Annotated in this window: 15 protein-coding genes; 1 reads left to right on the top strand and 14 read right to left on the bottom strand. The window is 63.0% G+C overall.

Going from position 1 to position 16,990, the window contains the following annotated elements; all coding sequences use genetic code 11:
• Positions 1-40: 40 nt before the first annotated feature.
• From murB to ACZ5TB_RS01300, 14 genes are all read right to left on the bottom strand, one after another.
• Entirely contained in the window at positions 41-931 is an 891-nt protein-coding gene (gene murB / locus ACZ5TB_RS01365; RefSeq protein ID WP_464792459.1) for a UDP-N-acetylmuramate dehydrogenase, read from the bottom strand.
• A 49-nt stretch (positions 932-980) separates the two neighbouring features.
• Entirely contained in the window at positions 981-2,402 is a 1,422-nt protein-coding gene (gene murC / locus ACZ5TB_RS01360; protein WP_464791725.1) for a UDP-N-acetylmuramate--L-alanine ligase, read from the bottom strand.
• 121 nt (positions 2,403-2,523) lie between these two features.
• Complete coding sequence (murG, locus tag ACZ5TB_RS01355; protein ID WP_464779049.1) at positions 2,524-3,690, bottom strand: undecaprenyldiphospho-muramoylpentapeptide beta-N-acetylglucosaminyltransferase; 1,167 nt, start codon at positions 3,688-3,690, stop codon at positions 2,524-2,526.
• The gene (gene ftsW, locus ACZ5TB_RS01350) at positions 3,687-4,889 is read right to left on the bottom strand and encodes a putative lipid II flippase FtsW (protein ID WP_464791724.1); all 1,203 of its coding nucleotides are present in this window, start codon (positions 4,887-4,889) and stop codon (positions 3,687-3,689) included. Before ftsW ends, murG begins: the two co-directional genes overlap by 4 nt.
• Before the next feature lie 33 nt (positions 4,890-4,922).
• A complete protein-coding gene (gene murD / locus ACZ5TB_RS01345; RefSeq protein WP_464791723.1) occupies positions 4,923-6,245 on the bottom strand; it encodes a UDP-N-acetylmuramoyl-L-alanine--D-glutamate ligase in 1,323 nt (440 codons plus the stop codon).
• A gap of 5 nt (positions 6,246-6,250) precedes the next feature.
• Positions 6,251-7,324: a phospho-N-acetylmuramoyl-pentapeptide-transferase gene (gene mraY / locus ACZ5TB_RS01340; RefSeq protein ID WP_449471341.1), complete on the bottom strand. Its 1,074-nt coding sequence runs from the start codon at positions 7,322-7,324 to the stop codon at positions 6,251-6,253.
• A complete protein-coding gene (locus tag ACZ5TB_RS01335) occupies positions 7,324-8,703 on the bottom strand; it encodes a UDP-N-acetylmuramoyl-tripeptide--D-alanyl-D-alanine ligase (protein ID WP_464791722.1) in 1,380 nt (459 codons plus the stop codon). Before ACZ5TB_RS01335 ends, mraY begins: the two co-directional genes overlap by 1 nt.
• A complete protein-coding gene (locus ACZ5TB_RS01330) occupies positions 8,700-10,142 on the bottom strand; it encodes a UDP-N-acetylmuramoyl-L-alanyl-D-glutamate--2,6-diaminopimelate ligase (protein ID WP_464791721.1) in 1,443 nt (480 codons plus the stop codon). The genes ACZ5TB_RS01335 and ACZ5TB_RS01330 overlap by 4 nt, the downstream gene beginning before the upstream one ends.
• 1 nt (position 10,143) lies before the next feature.
• On the bottom strand, positions 10,144-11,856 hold the full coding sequence (locus tag ACZ5TB_RS01325; RefSeq protein WP_464791720.1) for a peptidoglycan D,D-transpeptidase FtsI family protein: 1,713 nt from the start codon (positions 11,854-11,856) through the stop codon (positions 10,144-10,146).
• On the bottom strand, positions 11,856-12,506 hold the full coding sequence (locus ACZ5TB_RS01320; protein WP_464791719.1) for a colicin transporter: 651 nt from the start codon (positions 12,504-12,506) through the stop codon (positions 11,856-11,858). Before ACZ5TB_RS01320 ends, ACZ5TB_RS01325 begins: the two co-directional genes overlap by 1 nt.
• Entirely contained in the window at positions 12,503-13,468 is a 966-nt protein-coding gene (gene rsmH, locus ACZ5TB_RS01315) for a 16S rRNA (cytosine(1402)-N(4))-methyltransferase RsmH (RefSeq protein ID WP_464779042.1), read from the bottom strand. The genes ACZ5TB_RS01320 and rsmH overlap by 4 nt, the downstream gene beginning before the upstream one ends.
• A complete protein-coding gene (locus tag ACZ5TB_RS01310) occupies positions 13,465-14,022 on the bottom strand; it encodes a division/cell wall cluster transcriptional repressor MraZ (RefSeq protein ID WP_464791718.1) in 558 nt (185 codons plus the stop codon). Before ACZ5TB_RS01310 ends, rsmH begins: the two co-directional genes overlap by 4 nt.
• A gap of 445 nt (positions 14,023-14,467) precedes the next feature.
• On the bottom strand, positions 14,468-14,773 hold the full coding sequence (locus tag ACZ5TB_RS01305; RefSeq protein WP_464779040.1) for a hypothetical protein: 306 nt from the start codon (positions 14,771-14,773) through the stop codon (positions 14,468-14,470).
• Between the two features lie 41 nt (positions 14,774-14,814).
• A complete protein-coding gene (locus tag ACZ5TB_RS01300; RefSeq protein ID WP_464791717.1) occupies positions 14,815-15,810 on the bottom strand; it encodes a cysteine synthase A in 996 nt (331 codons plus the stop codon).
• Positions 15,811-15,994: 184 nt separating this feature from the next.
• Between ACZ5TB_RS01300 and ACZ5TB_RS01295 the strand changes: the two genes are divergently transcribed.
• On the top strand, positions 15,995-16,909 hold the full coding sequence (locus ACZ5TB_RS01295; RefSeq protein ID WP_464792458.1) for a cell wall hydrolase: 915 nt from the start codon (positions 15,995-15,997) through the stop codon (positions 16,907-16,909).
• Positions 16,910-16,990: the final 81 nt, after the last annotated feature.

Raw genomic sequence — 16,990 nt, 5'->3', positions numbered from 1 at the left:
GATCCCAGCTTCCGCTGGGATGACGGGAAGGAGGAGAGGGTCACTTCTTCACTCCCACCCGCTGAATTTCCCATTCAAGCTCGACGCCGCTCTTTGCCTTCACCCGGCGGCGGACTTCCTCACCCAGCGCCTCGATGTCGGCGCTGCTGGCGTCGCCAAGGTTGAGGAGGAAGTTGGTATGCTTTTCCGAAACCTGAGCGCCACCCAATTGCAGTCCCCGGCAGCCCGCCTCATCAACCAGAGCCCAGGCCTTGTGACCGTCCGGATTCTTGAAGGTCGATCCGCCGGTCTTGCTGCGGAGCGGCTGGCTTTCCTCGCGCGCTGCGGCGATGCGATCCATTTCGGCCTGAATAGCGGCAGGATCACCCGGAACACCCCGGAACACGGCGCTGACCACCACCGCGCCTTCGGGCAGGCTACTGTGCCGATAGGTATAGCCCAAGGCGTCGAGCGGCAGCGTCACCCGCTCGCCGGAGCGCAGCACCACGTCGCACTCGACCAAAATGTCGCAAGTCTCGCGCCCATAGGCGCCGCCATTCATACGCACGAAACCGCCCACCGTGCCGGGGATGGAGCGCAGGAACTCAAGCCCCGCAATGCCCGCATCCCGCGCGGTTGAGGATACGAGGATGCCGGACGCCCCTCCCCCACAGCGGAGCGAGGTCGCGTCGATCTGCTCAACTTTCGCGAAGGGCTTGCCCAGACGCACGACGACGCCCGGAACGCCGCCATCACGCACGATCAGGTTGGAGCCGAGACCAAGCGCCATCACCGGAACCGCCGGGTCCAGATGGGCAAGAAAGTCAGCCAAATCCTCGGCATCCTTGGGCTCGAACAGCCACTGCGCCACGCCACCCGCCTTGAACCAGACGAGCGGAGCCAGCGGGGCGTCAGCCTTCAGCGACCCGCGAACCTGAGGAAGGGGCGCCACTGTCGTGGTCAACCCGATGCCCTCAGCGCCAAGGTTTGAGGCAGGCTCATCAGGCGGCTTCTTTCGCGGCGACGGCTGCGGCCAGACCGGCCGCCCACTTGGTGATGTCACCCGCGCCAAGGCAGATGATCATGTCGTCAGCCTGAAGATCGTCAGCGATCACGCGGGCCAGATCGTCCGCGCCCTCGACCGTAGCGGCGTGGCGATGCCCCCGACGCTTCAGGCCCGCGACAAGCTCAGCACTATCGACACCTTCGATCGGCTGCTCGCCCGCTGGATAGACTGGGGCCGCATAGACGATGTCGGCATCGTTGAACGCCTGCTGAAATTCATCCATCAGGTCACGCAAGCGCGTGAAACGATGCGGCTGGACGACAGCTATGACGCGGCCTTTCGCACCCTCGCGCGCAGCGGCGAGCACGGCCTTTATCTCGACCGGGTGGTGGCCATAATCGTCGATGACGGTCGCGATCCCCCGCCCCGCTGGAATCTCTCCGACTTTGGTGAAACGACGCTTCACCCCGCCGAACTTTGCGAAACCCGTCTGGATCGTCGCGTCATCGATGCCCATTTGCAGGGCCACGCCGATCGCCGCCATGGCGTTCAGCACATTATGACGGCCGGGCATCGGCATTTCGATGCCCTCGATCCGGCGGAGCGAACCGTCGCGCTCCCGAATCTGCACATCGAAGCGGTTGCCACCGGGGATCGGCTGCACATTCTCGCCCCGAATGTCGGCCTGCGCCGAGAAACCATAGGTGACGATGCGCCGGTCCTGCACGCGCGGCAGGATCGCCTGCACTTCGGGATGATCGAGGCAGAGCATCGCCGCGCCGTAGAAGGGCACATTTTCGACGAACTCGACGAAGGCGTCCTTCACCTTCTCGAAGCTGCCATAATGATCGAGATGCTCGGGATCGATGTTGGTGACGACCGCCAGCGTCCCGTCAAGGCGCAGGAAGCTGCCGTCGCTCTCGTCGGCCTCGACAACCATCCAGTCGCTTTTGCCGAGGCGGGCGTTGGAGCCGTAGCTGTTGATGATGCCGCCGTTGATGACGGTCGGATCAACTCCGCCTGCGTCCAGCAAGGCCGCGACCATCGAGGTGGTTGTGGTCTTGCCATGGGTGCCCGCGACCGCGACGGTGGATTTCAGGCGCATCAGTTCGGCCAGCATTTCCGCGCGGCGAATGACGGGCACCCGCTTTTCCAGCGCCAGATCGACTTCCGGATTGCCCTTCTTGATCGCGGTGGAGGTCACGACAACGGCGGCGTCGCCCAGATTTTCGGCTTTATGCCCGATCATCACGTCGATGCCCTTTTTGCGCAGCCCTTCGACGACATAGCCTTCGGCCACGTCGGAACCCTGAACCTTGTAACCCAAATTGTGCATCACCTCAGCGATACCGGACATGCCGATGCCGCCAATGCCGATGAAATGGATCGTGCCGATGTCGGTGCCGACACCCTTCATGCGCGGGATTCCTTGTACAAACATCCGTTCGCCCTGAGCTTGTCGAAGGGCTTCACTTCTTCCTTCAAGGAAGAAAAGGGCTTCGACAGGCTCAGCCCGAACGGGGAGAGGTGGGTACTCATCATGCAGGGACGCCCTGCAAATTCAGGCTGGTCGGGATCGGGCCGACCTTCAAAGGATCGTTCATGATCGGCGCGGGACCGATACTTTCCAGCAGGTCGGCCATGTCACGCGCCGCATTGGGACGGCCACAGGCACGGGCGCGCTTGGCAGCGTTCTGAAGGGCGCCGGGCTCCATCGCCATCTTCTGCATCTGCTTGGCGAGTTCCACGGCGGTGAAGCGGGACTGGGGGATCGTCCGCGCGCCGCCAGCCTCGGTCATCTCGCGCGCGTTCACTGTTTGGTGATCATCCATCGCGCTCGGCAGCGGGACGAGGATGGCGGGACGGCCCGCGCAAGTGAGTTCCGCCAGCGTCGATGCGCCAGCCCGCGCGATCACCAGATGCGACCAGCTCAGTTTTTCCGGCACATCGTTGAAATAGGTTGCCAAATCCGCCGGAATCTCAAGGTCGGCATAGAAGCGCCGCACCCGCTCGATATCTTCGGCGCGGCATTGCTGCGTCACCTGCAAACGGCGGCGCAGGCTGAGCGGCAACATGCCAAGGCCATCCGGCACGACAGAAGAGAGGATGCTGGCGCCCTGGCTGCCGCCGATCACGAGCACGCGGAATACGCTCTCGTCCGTCAGCGCCGGGAATTCCTCGTCCCGCAGCGCCTTTACTTCCTCGCGAACCGGATTGCCGACCAAGTGGACCTTGCCCGCATATTTGTCGCGCAGGCGCTCCACCTTCGGGTAAGCCGTAGCGATCGCATCGACGCGGCGGGCGAGGAAGCGGTTCACGCGGCCCAGCACGGCATTCTGTTCGTGTATGGCGGTCGGGATGCCATCGGCCAGTGCACCCAACAGCGCGGGCATTGCGGGATAGCCGCCAAAGCCGACGACGGCAGTGGGGCGGAAGGTCTCGTTCAAGCGGCGGGCCATGGCGCGGCCTGCGAGAATGGCCTTAAGCGCGCCCAGCCAGCTTTTCGGGTTTTTGGTCATGCGCCCGGCGGGCAGAACATGAACCTGCGCACGATCGAAGATCCCCGGGATTTTCGCCCCGCGCTCGTCCGTGACCAAAGCGACATGATGACCGCGCGCCATCAACTCTTCCGCGACCGCATGCGCCGGAATCATGTGACCGCCCGTCCCACCCGCGGCGAGGACGAAGTGACGGGAAATGCTCATCGACCACTCCATTTGACGACGGTATGCCGCCCCATGAAGGGATTGCGCCGTGTGAACGCAAGCAGCAGGCCGACCCCGATACAAAGGGCCAGCATAGAGGAGCCGCCATAGCTGATAAAGGGCAGCGTCATGCCCTTCGAAGGAAATATCTGGGCATTCACTCCCATGTTGATGATCGCCTGCAACCCGAACTGCGTGGTAAGGCCCGCTGCGGCCAGGATCGTGAAATTATCATCCTCGTCCAGCATGCGCAGCAGCACGCGGACAACGATCGCCAGATAGACGCAGGCGATGCCGATACAGGCGAGCAGTCCGAACTCTTCACCGATCACGGAAAAGATATAGTCTGTATGCGCTTCGGGCAGGCGGAATTTCTCCTGGCCGCCCCCCGGCCCCACTCCCGTGAATCCGCCATGGGTGATCGTACGGAACGCCAGTTCCGTCTGGTCCGGCCCCGTGTCCTGCGCGACGCCGATGCCAAGGAAGTCATTGATGCGCTGACGGCCATTTTCGTAGAACATGTACATGGCGATCAGGCCAGCCAGCGCCACGCCGCCCATCATGCCGATGAACCGCATCGACACGCCGGACAGCAGCAACAGGCATCCCCAGCAGGCAAGGAATATGACCGTCTGGCCGAAGTCCGGCTGCTTCATAAGGATCGCCGCGATCAACAGCGTCAACACGCCGGTCAGCGGAATGACCGGCAGGGACATGTCCTTGCCCCGCAGTGAAAGCAACCAGGCCATCGTGACCACGTAGACAGGCTTCAGGAATTCCGATGGCTGAAAACGGAAGCCGGGCAGGTCGATCCAGCGCCGCGCGCCGTTGACGGTCGATCCCAGGACCGGCACGCACAGCAACATCACGATGAAGAAGGCCGTCATGAACATGGCGAGCCGCCGAGCCTGCTGACGGGGCAACATCGATATGACCAGCATGATCGGCAGGCCGATGAAGACCCACATAAGCTGGCGATAGAAATAGATGAGCGGCGTGACGGATACGCTGCTGGTCGAACGGTCGATCGCCGCCACGGGCGAAGCGGCCGCGACCGCGACCAGCCCGATCGCCATCAGCGCGACGATCAGCGAGAGGAGAACGCGATCAATCTCCCAGAACCAGATGGCCAGGGCCGTGCGTTCGCGCGGAACGGTGCGGTTCTTGAACCCCTTCACCAGTTCGGCTGCCCTGAACATTGTAATCGCCCCTTCTTCGCCCCTGCGCCGCCCTTAACCGTCCAAGCCCCCTTCTTCCAGCGCCGTGACCGCGGCGACGAAGGCATCGCCTCTCGCCTCGAAATCCCGGAATTGGTCGAAACTGGCACAGGCTGGCGAAAGCAGCACCACGTCGCCCGGCTGCGCTACACGCGCCGCGCGGCGAACGGCGGCCGATAGCATCTCGCTGTCATCCACCGCCATATGATCTTTGAGCAGGTCGGCGAACATATGACCCGCTTCGCCGATCGTGTAAGCGGCCGCGACATTGCCGAACCATGGCGCGCATTCGTCCAGATTATCCGTTTTCGCCAGACCCCCGACTATCCAGTGCAGGCGCGGACGCCCGCCGACCGGGGGATAGGCCGCCAACGCGGGCGCGGTGGAGGCAGGATTGGTCGCCTTGCTGTCGTTGACGTAAAGAACGCCGTTCAGCTCCTTCACGCGCTGCATCCGGTGCGGCAGGCTGGCATAGCTGGCCAGACCGGCCTCGATCATCGCTTCATCGATGCCCAGCGCGCGCGCCACGGCCAAGGCAACCGCTGCATTCTGTGCATTGTGCGGCCCTTGAAGCGACAGCCATTTCGCCTGCGCGGCGGGATCGATATCCCCGGCCTTCACCTCTACCCGGCGAGCGCCCGTCTGGGCGGCGATGGACCGGCTCGGCTCATCCTCCGTCGCGATCACCGCGACATGATCAGCTGACTGCATGGAGAACAGCCGAGCCTTCGACGCGACATAGCCTTCAAAGCCATTATAGCGATCGAGATGATCCGGGGTGATATTGAGCAGCACGGCAACGTCGCAGTCCAGGCTCTGCGTCAGGTCGATCTGATAACTCGACAGTTCCAAGACATAGATGCCGCCCTCCGGCAGCGGCTCCTGCCCTAAAATCGGCAGGCCGATATTACCGCCCATGCGGGTCGGGATACCCGCCGTTTCTATGATGTGGTGAACGAGCGCGGTCGTGGTCGACTTGCCGTTGGTGCCGGTAATGCCAACCACGCGATGCGCGGGCAGCGTCGGCCGAGCGAGCGCGAAAAGTTCGATGTCGCCGATGACGGGCACGCCTGCGAGCTTGGCATGCATGGCGATTGGATGCTTGTTGAGCGGCACGCCGGGGGACACGACGACGCCGTCAAAGCCCGCGAGGTCGATCTCCAGCGGGTCGGCCAGTTCGGCCTTGTCCGCGACGGCCGCGCGCGCTTCGTCCCGATTGTCCCAGGCGACAACGCGGGCACCGCTGGCCACAAGTGCCTCTACAGTCGCCAGTCCAGACCGGGCCAGGCCAAGCACCGCATAGGTTTTGCCAGCGAAGGCGGAGGAGGTAAGGGTCATCCCGCTCACCGCAGCTTCAGCGTGGCGAGACCGGCAAGGGCCAGCACGAAAGAGATGATCCAGAAGCGGATCACGACGGTGGGCTCGGCCCAGCCCAACTGCTCGAAATGATGGTGGATCGGCGCCATCTTGAACACACGTTTGCCCGTCCGCTTGTAGAAGAACACTTGGATGATGACGCTCATCGCCTCGACCACGAACAGCCCGCCAATCACGCCCAGCACGATTTCATGATGCGCGGTCACCGCGATGACGCCGATCGTGCCGCCTAGCGCCAAGCTGCCGGTATCGCCCATGAAGACAGCGGCGGGAGGGGCGTTGAACCAGAGGAAAGCAAGGCCCGCGCCAATGATCGCGCCGCACAATATGGTGAGATTGCCCGCGCCCGGCACATGCGGAATGCCAAGATAGGCCGCAAAGTCTGCGCGACCGACCAGATAGACGATCGCCATGAACGCCATGCAGGCAATGATCACCGGCATGGTCGCAAGGCCGTCGAGGCCATCGGTCAGGTTCACAGCGTTGCCGAACGCCACGATCACGAAGGCGGCGAAAAGGAAGTAGAAGGGACCAAGCTCGATGGCCGGGCCATTGTAGAAGGGCAGATAAAGCGCCGTATTTCCGTGCTGATTGACGATCAGCCAGGCCGCTATGCCCGCAATCAGGAACTCGAACGCCAGGCGCATCTTGCCCGACAGCCCCTTGTGGCTGGCCTTCGTCACCTTGTCATAATCGTCCAGGAAACCGATCGCACCAAAACCCAGCGTCACGAACAGGCATGCCCAGACGTAGATGGACGATAGGTCCATCCACAGAAGGACCGATGTGATCATGGAGGTGAGGATCATCAGCCCCCCCATGGTCGGCGTGCCGCGCTTTGCCAGATGGGTTTGCGGACCATCGTCACGGATCGGCTGACCCTTGCCCTGCCGCACCCGCAGCCAGCCGATGAAGCGCGGACCCAGCACAAGGCCAATGATGAAGGCCGTCGCGATGGTCGCGCCCGCGCGGAAGCTCAGATAGCGGATGAGGTTGAAAACCCCCGCGAAATCCATGGTCTGGGCGAGCCAATAGAGCATCAGTTCTTATGTTCCCCAAGCGCGGCAACCAGGCGCGACAGGCCGATGCCGTTCGAGCCCTTGACCAATATGGCGTCGCCAGCGCGCATTTCCGTCCGAATGAGATTGGTGGCGGCCGCCGTATCCGGCACATGATCAAAGGCCAATTGCTGGCCATGCAGCGCCTCGGCCAGCGGTTTCATTTCATCGCCTACCAGAATGGCGTAGTCGACCTGACCGGCGGCAAGCGGCTCGGCGAGCCCGGCATGGAGTTCGTGGCTCCGATCGCCCAATTCCCGCATGCCGCCCAGCACGGCGATGCGGCGCCTCGCATCTTCCTTGCCCAATTGCTTGAGCGTGGCGGCCATGCTCAACGGATTGGCATTATAGCTTTCATCGATCAGCAGCGCTTCGCCGCCCGTGACCGCGACAGACCGCCGCTCGCCACGGCCCGGCAGGCCAGGCATCTCGGCAAGCGCAAGGCCTGCCGCCGCCAGATCGCCGCCCAACGCCTCTACCGCGGCGAGCACGGCCAGCGCGTTCGACACCCAATGTTCGCCGGGTGCGCCCACGGTGAAGCAGAGTTCGGCGCTGGGCAGCGTGGCCGTGACCAATGTCCCCCCATTCGCCGCCGAAACCATGTCACGCGCGCGCACATCGGCCTGTTCGTCGAAACCAAAGGTCAGGATACGGGAGGCGTGCTGCTCCGCCTTGGCGTAGAGCGGCGCGACATGGGGGCTGTCATAGGGAATGACCGCGGTGCCGTCGGGCTCAAGCCCTTCGAATATCTCCGCCTTGGCCTGCGCGATCTTCTCTTCGGTGCCGAAAAATTCGATGTGCGCCGGGGCGATAGCGGTCACGATGGCGACATGCGGTCGCACCTGCCGCGTTAGCTGCGCCAGTTCACCGGCATGATTCATGCCCATTTCGAACACGCCAAAGGCCGACGCACGGGGCATGCGCGACAGGCTGAGCGGCACGCCGACATGATTATTGTAGCTTTTGACCGACCGATGCACCTGACCTGGGTAGATGCGGTCCAGCGCCTGAAACAAGGCTTCCTTGGTGCCCGTCTTGCCGACTGATCCCGTGACTCCGACCACCTTGCCCTGCATGCGCGCGCGGGAAGCACGGCCCAGCGCTTCCAGCGCAGCGGCACTGTCGGGGACCAATATATGAGGTTGCTCGACAGGCTCGCTGACGATCGCGCCAGCGGCGCCCTGACCGAAAGCTTTGTCGATGAAATGATGCCCGTCCGTCGTCTCGCCCTTCATCGCGACGAACAGGTCACCATTCGTCACTTCACGGCTATCGAAGGCAACGCCCGAAACGGCGAAGGGCGCCGAAGCGACGCCCCCCGTGGCCTGCGCTATCTCGTCAGAGGTCCAAAGCTCGCTCACCCAGCGCACTCCCGGGCAACAGTGACATCGTCGAACGGCAACACCCGATCACCGATGATCTGCCCCTGTTCATGCCCCTTGCCCGCGAGCAGCACGATATCATCCCCACCGGCCCGCGCAATGGCGGCGGCGATGGCGGCGCGGCGACCACCGATTTCCTCCGCGCCCGACGCCCCCGCCATGACGGCGGCGCGTATGGCGGACGGGTCCTCTGATCGGGGATTATCGTCCGTGACGATGACATGATCGGCCAACTCTGCGGCAACTTTGCCCATCTGCGGGCGCTTGCCAGCATCGCGATCGCCACCAGCGCCGAACAGCGCAATCAGCTTGCCGCGCGTATGGGGCCGCAACGCTTCGATTGCGGCGCGCAATCCATCGGGCGTATGCGCATAATCGACATAGACTGGCGCGCCCGCCTTGGTGATCACCGCGCGTTCCAGACGACCGCGCACGGGCAGAACCCGGCTCAACAGCTCCAAAACCTTCGCCACATCCTCGCCGCCTGCAATGACGAGCCCGGCGGCGGTCAATGCGTTCGCCGCCTGATATGCCCCGATCAACGGCAAATTGACCTTGTAGAGCTGGCCCCCAGCCTCGACTTCCAGCGTCTGGCCCAACTGGGTCGGGGTGCGGTTGGCAAGACGTAATGCCTGCCCCTGCACCCCGACGCTCAGCACACGAAGCCCCCGCTTCGTAGCTCGCTGGATGACCTTGTCGGACCATGCGTCATCGGCCCAGACGACCGCCGTTCCATCGGATGCGACAACTTCGTCGAACAGCCGCATCTTGGCGTCGAAATAGCTGTCCATATCGCCATGATAATCGAGATGGTCGCGCGACAGGTTGGTGAAGGCGGCGGCCGACACCGGCAGTCCTTCCGTCCGATATTGCGCAAGGCCATGGCTCGACGCTTCGAAGGCTGCGTGAGTAATGCCCTCGCGCTTCAGGCCCGACATGTTGGACAGAAACGTAACGATGTCCGGCGTCGTCAGGCCCGTCGATACCTGATCGACTGAGGTGGTGACGCCGAGCGTGCCGATCGAAGCGGAATGATGCCCAAGCATCCGCCAAAGCTGGCGGGCCAGTTCCACGGTCGACGTCTTTCCGTTGGTGCCAGTGACGGCAACGGTCACTTCGGGGAACGGCGCGAAATAGCGAGCGGCAAGCAAAGCGAAAAAGCGGCGGGGATTGTCATGGGCGATATGGACCGCCCCCTCCACCTTCGCCTCCGGCCGCGCGACGACCGCAACAGCGCCCGCGCGCACGGCGTCGGCAATAAAATCCTCGCCATTCACCCGCAGTCCCTGGAAGGCGCCAAAGACCGTGCCTGGCGCAACCTTCCGGTTATCGATCGCGAAGCCCGACACCGAAGCGTCCAGCGTCGTCCCGGTGTCGAGCTTCACATCCAGCCCCTCGATAAGCGACCCGAGGCGCATCTCAATCCTTGTCCTTATCTTGCCCAAGCAGGGGCATGAGGTCGGAAATATCGACGTCCCGCCGCTCGTCAGGCAGCACGCCCAACATCGGCGCAGTGCGTTCGATCACGCGCTTGACCACCGGCGCGGCGGTCCAGGCAGCCGTGCGCAGACCGAAAGTCTGCGCGTTGCCCTTGGGCTCGTCCATCATCGTCAGCACGACGTAGCGGGGATTATCCATCGGAAATGCGGACGCGAAAGTCGTCACCAGTGAACTCTTATTGTACCGGCCTTCTTCAGGCTTCTCCGCGGAACCCGTCTTGCCGCCCACCCGGAATCCCTTGGCGTCGGCGCTGCGACCTGTACCTGCGGCGACGATCATCCGCAACAGCTGCCGCATCCGCGCGCTGGTGGCGGCGGAAAAGACGCGGTGGCCTTCGGGCACTTCATTCGCGTGCAGCTTGCGCAAGGTGGCAGGCCGCCAGATGCCGCCATTCACCAATGCCGCATAGGCAGTGGCGAGGTGCAGCGGCGTCACGGCGATGCCATGACCATAGGAAACTGTCATCGTCGTTATGCGGCCCCAATTATAAGGCCAGATGCTCTTGGCGCGTTCTTTCAGCTCAATGGGCGCGCGCTGGTCGAATTGCAGGTTGCGGAACATCTGCTGCATCGGCGCGGCGCCCATTTCATCGGCGATCCGCGCCGTGCCAATGTTGGAGCTGTGCACCAAAATTTCGGGCACATTGAGCCAGCGGCCGAGCGCGTGATCGTCCTTGATCTTGAACCCGGCCACCGCGAGCGGTGCGGTCGCGTCGTAGCGCTTCGCCATCGAAGTAACGACGCCACGATTCATCGCCTCGGCGATCGACAGCGGTTTGAAGGTCGAACCCAGTTCGTAGCGCGCCTGAACCATATGGTTGCAGAGGGGCGATTCACTGCATTTCTTGCCCGCGTAATTCTGAAGCTTGTTGGGATCGAACACGGGGATCGACGCCATCGCGATCACTTCGCCGGTGTTCGCGTCCATGATGATGCCGCCTGCGCCCTTGGCATTTTGCGCGACCATCTGCGCGTAAAGCTCGCTTTCAAGGGCGCCCTGCACCCGGCTGTCGATCGAAATGGCAAAAGGCTGACCACGCAGCGCCGGATCGGTCAGCCGGTCATTAAACGCCGCCTCGACCCCCATGCCGCCCTGCCCGTCGGCATTGGGCGCAAAGCCAAGCACATGCGCCGCCAGGCTGCGCTGCGGATACAGGCGTTCCTTCTCACGGGGAAATTCGATGCCGATCTCGCCCAGCGCATTCACCGCCGCAACTTCCTCGGGCAGCGCGCGGCGGCGCAGATAGGCCCAGCCCTTGCCCGTCAGCTTCTTGTAGAAGGCCGCTTCTGGCTCGTCGGGAAAAATTTCGTGCAGCTTGCGCGCAAGCTCGGCAGGTTCACCAATCAGCTTCGACGGGCGCACGGCAATCGAATAGGCATCCATCGTGCGGGCAAGGGGCACGCCATTGCGATCGACAATGTCGGCGCGGGCGGGAAGCAGGCCCGAAACGGCGCCATCGCCGCTTGCGCCATGCGCGAAGATGCCCACCCAGGTGAGCCGCAGAATTACCACCGCCGTGATTGCCATGAACAGGATCAGCAGCAACATCAGTCGGTTGTGCGCGACCGCCGTCAGGTCAACCCGCTGCTTGCCTGCCCTGGCGCCGCCCGGCTGAACGATGATCGTCGCCATCAGCGCGCACCTTTCTTGCGTTCGCGCGCCGCCTTGGCGCTGATGTCGCCGATGGTGCTGTCGTCAAGCAGCTTGGCATCCAGCATCGCCATCCGTTCCGCACGGCGAGCCACCGGATTGGGCTTCGACACGTCGGCATCGTCCTTCGCCTTTTCGGCAGCGGTCTTGGCGGCGGGTTTGACAATCTTTTCGACATTGTCAGCCGCATGCGCTTCACGGATGACCGCGATATCGCTGCGGATCTGGGTGGCTGCGGGACTCGCCGGAGCGGCCTGCGGCGCAGATGGCAGGTCGGCGGGGCTTTCGACCATCGCCACCATCACAGGCGGCGCGATATAATCGGGGCCATTGGGCTGGATGCCGTCGAGGTTAGCCAGCGCCCGCTCACCGCCCAGATATTGCTGGGCGGTCGGCGTCGCGTACATGAAATCATCCTGATTCCACCGCTCCAGCTGCCGCATGCTGGCCCGCGCGCTGAATTCCGTTTCCAGATAGCGAATGTCCGCCCGCGCCCGCGCGATCTGCGCCTGCACCTTCATCAGTTCGTTACGCTCGGTCGCGACCTTCAGCGATACCAGATAGGCGCCAAGCGCACCCAGCGCGACGAGCAGTATCCAGATCAGGCTCTGCAACCTCTTCACCGCGATCATGGGCGGGCGCTCCTGGAACTGGACCGGGAAGGAATGGCGGCTGATGTACGAACGGCGCTGCGCAGGGTCGCGGAGCGTGCACGCGGGTTGCGGGCCAGCTCTGCCTCGCCGGGGCGAATAGCTTTGGCTGGTTTGTGAAAGGTAGGCTCGGCGGCCGCTTTGCGTTCCGGCAGGTGGCGCGATCCAGCGCCTTCACCACCGCTGCGCTGGCGCAAGAACTGCTTGACGATACGATCTTCCAAGCTGTGGAAAGTCACCACGGCCAATCGACCACCCTCTTCCAGCATCGCTTCCGCGGCTTCCAGCCCACGCTCCAATTCTTCCAGCTCGCGATTCACATGGATGCGGATCGCCTGGAAGGTGCGGGTTGCCGGGTCCTTCTTGTCATGCGGCTTGTGGCCCAGTGCCCGACGAACGACGCTGGCAAGCTGACCGGTGCGCTCCAACGGGCGAGCCTCCACGATCGCGCGGGCCACCCGGCGCGAGCGCGGCTCCTCGCCATAGCGATAGAGGACGTCGGCAATCTCCTGCTCAGGGGCATTGTTCAGGAAATCGGCGGCACTCATCCCGCTCTGGCTCATCGTCATGGTGAGGGGGCCGTCCGCCTGAAAGGAAAAGCCGCGCTCCGGCCGGTCGAGCTGCATCGAGGACACGCCGATGTCGAGCGTCACGCCTGCGACGGAATTGATGCCCCGATCAGCCAGCAATTGCTCCATCCGGGAAAATTCCCCGGCGATAAGGGTGATACCCTTCTCCGTCGCCAGCGCCTCGCCTTCCCGAATGGCATCGGGATCGCGGTCGAAGGCAAAAACCTTCGCGCCCTGCGCCGCCATCGCACTGGAATAGCCGCCCGCGCCGAACGTGCCATCCACATGAATCTCGCCGGGGTTGATGGCGAGGGCATGAAGCACTTCATTGAGCAGAACCGGGATGTGACGATCCAGATCGGCAGGAGCGGTCACTTGCCGTCCCCCGCCATCCGCTGGTCCAGCCAGCGACGCACCTTGTTGCGGATCAATTCCGGACGATCCTTGCTATCGACCAGCGTTTCCGGCTTCCAGATCTGGATGTAGCGGCCAACGCCATAGAAGAAGACAGCGTCGGTGATGCCATATTCATCCTTGATGTCCGGATGCATGGCGAAACGGCCGCCGTCGTCGAAATTCACCTCCTCGATCGTGCCGAGTCGGCGTTCCAGCTCCAGATCGGCATTATAGTCGCGACCCTGCGCGCGCGCTTCGCGAGCCAGCTCCTCGACCTCGGTGAACAGGAAACGGCGATGCGATTCTCCAAAGCCCGTGGCGCAGGGGTTGTCGCCATGAACGGAGAGATAAAGCCGCGTTTCGCCGCCGCTGGACAGCTTGACCTGCCGACGCATCTCCAAAGGCAGCACGAAACGGCCTTTGCCGTCCGCTACGCTGAACGCGTTGCCTGTAAAGAGAATGATTTCCGGCACGTGCGGACTGCTGCCCCTCTGTTCGCAGGGCGCAGGCAGCCGCTCACCAACCCGCGTCATTGCGGCCCGGTGCGCAGGACTAGCAAAGCCTGACAAACCCCTATGCGAATTAGATACCAAGCACGGGGCCACAAGAAAAGGGAAAAGTCGGGAGATTTTGGGAAATCCCGTTTTGTTCTGGTTCTAAGTCATGTTTCGGCCACCGGACGGCGTTTTGAACCGGACATATGCAGCTCAGTCGAACCCAGCCTCCGCCTCAAAGCGACCCCTCCCAACATTGCCCAGAATATCCCTCCCCGATGGCACGAAGCGATCGGCGCCTGAGAGTAAATAAAAGAGCGAAGAGAATAAGATTCGACGCTCGCCACATCCAGCTTCGCACGTCCACCTGCCCCATCCGCAACAATGGCGGCAAGCCAGCCAGCAGGACCAGCGTCGGCCCCAGCCAAAGCATTGCAAATGTGCGTAGCGCCGCCTTATGCAATGCGCGGCCCGGTTCGGGTTTTCAGCGGCCGGATGGCTGTGGATCGCGATCCATCGGCTTGCGTAGATTGGGGTCGGGCTGAAGATCCGGAACGATCGGCTGTTGTTCCGGCGCGGGCTGCACGCCCAGCTCCGCCAAAGGCTCCTTGGGCGCGACTGCATTGACGTCCAAAGTGGGCACGGTCGGCGGCGGCACCGCCGGATCATCGATCCGCGCCTTTTCGATCACGATATTCGCCAAACCTACGAGGAGCACCACGCCCGCCAGCCCCGTCAGGCCGATCTGGACACGCTGCAACCCTTCCTGTCGGCGGGGATGTTCAGCCATCAAAGCGCTCTTTATCTTGTCGCCGCGACCCTTGTCGGCGATCAGCGATTGTGCGCGAGCCAGGGGAAGACCGTCAAGCCCTTCGCTTCCAGCCACTCACGATTGTAGAGGGTCGACAGATAACGGAAGCCCGTGTCGCACAGGATGGTGACGATCCGCTTGCCTGGCCCCAGCTCCCTCGCCAGCGCCACCGCGCCTGCGACGTTGATCCCGGAGGACAGGCCAAGGCAAAGCCCCTCCTCCGCCAGCAATCGTTCGACCCAGTGCAGCCCTTCCTCATCCGAGATGCGGAACTGGGTGTCGATCGGCGCGCCTTCCAGATTCGCGGTGATACGACCCTGTCCGATCCCTTCCGCGACTGACGACCCTTCGGCCTTCAACTCGCCATGCGCATAATAATTATAAAGCGCAGCGCCATGGGGATCGGTCAGCGCGATCGTGATATTCTCGTCATGCGCCTTGAGGCCCAGGCCGACACCCGCGATCGTGCCGCCAGTGCCCGCCGCGCAGGTAAAGCCATCAATCTGCCCGTCCAGCTGCTGCCAGATTTCCTCGGCCGTGCCGACGATATGCGCCTTGCGATTCGCGATATTGTCGAACTGATTGGCCCAGACCGCATTCTCCGTCTCTTCGGCAATCCGGCGCGACGTGTGGACGAAATGACCGGGGTTGGAATAGGCTGCGGCAGGCACTGTCACCAGTTCGGCACCCAGTGCGCGCAGCGTGTCCATCTTCTCCCGGCTCTGGGTCTCGGGCATGACGATGATCGTCTTGTAGCCCTTCGCATTGGCGACCAGCGCCAGGCCGATGCCGGTATTGCCCGCCGTCCCTTCCACGATCGTGCCGCCAGGTTTCAGCAGCCCTTTTTCTTCGGCGTCATTGACGATGAAGAGCGCGGCACGGTCTTTCACCGACGCGCCGGGATTGGCGAATTCGCACTTAGCGAAAATGTCGCCGCCCGTCTCTTCCGATGGACCGGCAAGGCGTACCAGCGGCGTGTTGCCAATCAGGGCGAGGCTATCATTCTGAACCAGCATATTCCCCGCATAGCGGAGCGGATGCACGCTTGCCAAGCAAGGGAATGCTCATCCACCCAAAGAGCCGTTTTCATTGCCACGCAATGATCGCAGCGGCCGGGAAGAAAGTGGCAAGGCTTTTGCGCTAAAGAGGGGGCGTGCGGCACACCGTCGCGATGAATTTGTGAAAGCAGACGGCTTCGACATGGCGCGCGCGCGATTATGGCATATCACATTGGCTGCCCTGGCGCTGATCGCGCTTGCCTTGCCGCGCCTGATCACTGCCGCCCCGCTCGACATGCTGGCTGACATGGCGTCACGCGATGCTGTCGCGGAAAAGCCGGGCGAAAATTTCCCCGGTTCCGCCTACTTCTTCGTCGACGGCGTCTTTCAGGATCGGCCCGCTTCACCTGGCAACAGCCAGCATGTCCTGAAGCTCGACACGGTCGATGCCGCTCCGGCCGCCGCCTTTCGCGGGCAAACACCGCTGGACAGCTACCGGGCAATAAACTGCCTGACTTCCGCCATCTATTATGAGGCTGGCAATGAACCCGAGGAAGGCCAGCGCGCCGTCGCTCAGGTCGTTCTCAACCGCGTTCGCAATCCGCTCTGGCCCCATAGCGTCTGCGGCGTCGTCTATCAGGGGTCGGAGCGCACCGATTCCCTTTGCCAGTTCACTTTCAGTTGCGACGGGTCCATGGGCCGGGCCAACCATGTGCAAAGCTGGACGCGCGCCCGACGCGTAGCAGAACAGGCGCTCGCGGGCCGTGTCTATGCCCCGGTGGGGCTCGCGACCTTCTACCACACGCTGGCAGTGCGGCCAGGATGGGCTGCGTCGAAGCGCGCCGTCGCCGTGATCGGCGCGCACATCTTCTATCAGATGCCCGGATTTCACGGTACGGAGGCGGCGTTTCGCATTCCCTATCCCGGCCGGGAATGGCAGTCAGGCCCCTCTCTTCGCGCTTGGCCGAGCAGCCCACGCATCGCTGAACGCTATGCCGAACCCGTCGGCGCGGATGTCACAGCGCCTATCGTCACCCCGCCCCCGGCATCTCAAGACACGCTCCCGCCGTCCACCATCCGGCCCGAATACAGAAACAGCGGGCGACCGCTCATCTGAAGGAAATAGCGTGAGATATTTTCCACGCCTTATCCAAATAACTGATTTTGCTATAAAATAAAAAATATAGCTGAGTTTAAA

The organism is Sphingobium sp. TomTYG74, from assembly GCF_055393875.1.
Note: the sequence above shows the minus strand (reverse complement) of the source record. Positions and strands in the feature narration are given on the sequence as shown.

What these genes read in the sequence shown, in the direction of transcription:
- murC (WP_464791725.1), bottom strand. Translation starts at nt 2,402, where the DNA reads ATGAAGGGTGTCGGCACCGACATCGGCACGATCCATTTCATCGGCATT.
- murG (WP_464779049.1), bottom strand. Translation starts at nt 3,690, where the DNA reads ATGAGCATTTCCCGTCACTTCGTCCTCGCCGCGGGTGGGACGGGCGGT.
- ftsW (WP_464791724.1), bottom strand. Translation starts at nt 4,889, where the DNA reads ATGTTCAGGGCAGCCGAACTGGTGAAGGGGTTCAAGAACCGCACCGTT.
- murD (WP_464791723.1), bottom strand. Translation starts at nt 6,245, where the DNA reads ATGACCCTTACCTCCTCCGCCTTCGCTGGCAAAACCTATGCGGTGCTT.
- mraY (WP_449471341.1), bottom strand. Translation starts at nt 7,324, where the DNA reads ATGCTCTATTGGCTCGCCCAGACCATGGATTTCGCGGGGGTTTTCAAC.
- ACZ5TB_RS01330 (WP_464791721.1), bottom strand. Translation starts at nt 10,142, where the DNA reads ATGCGCCTCGGGTCGCTTATCGAGGGGCTGGATGTGAAGCTCGACACC.
- ACZ5TB_RS01325 (WP_464791720.1), bottom strand. Translation starts at nt 11,856, where the DNA reads ATGGCGACGATCATCGTTCAGCCGGGCGGCGCCAGGGCAGGCAAGCAG.
- ACZ5TB_RS01320 (WP_464791719.1), bottom strand. Translation starts at nt 12,506, where the DNA reads ATGATCGCGGTGAAGAGGTTGCAGAGCCTGATCTGGATACTGCTCGTC.
- ACZ5TB_RS01310 (WP_464791718.1), bottom strand. Translation starts at nt 14,022, where the DNA reads ATGACGCGGGTTGGTGAGCGGCTGCCTGCGCCCTGCGAACAGAGGGGC.
- ACZ5TB_RS01305 (WP_464779040.1), bottom strand. Translation starts at nt 14,773, where the DNA reads ATGGCTGAACATCCCCGCCGACAGGAAGGGTTGCAGCGTGTCCAGATC.
- ACZ5TB_RS01300 (WP_464791717.1), bottom strand. Translation starts at nt 15,810, where the DNA reads ATGCTGGTTCAGAATGATAGCCTCGCCCTGATTGGCAACACGCCGCTG.
- ACZ5TB_RS01295 (WP_464792458.1), top strand. Translation starts at nt 15,995, where the DNA reads ATGGCGCGCGCGCGATTATGGCATATCACATTGGCTGCCCTGGCGCTG.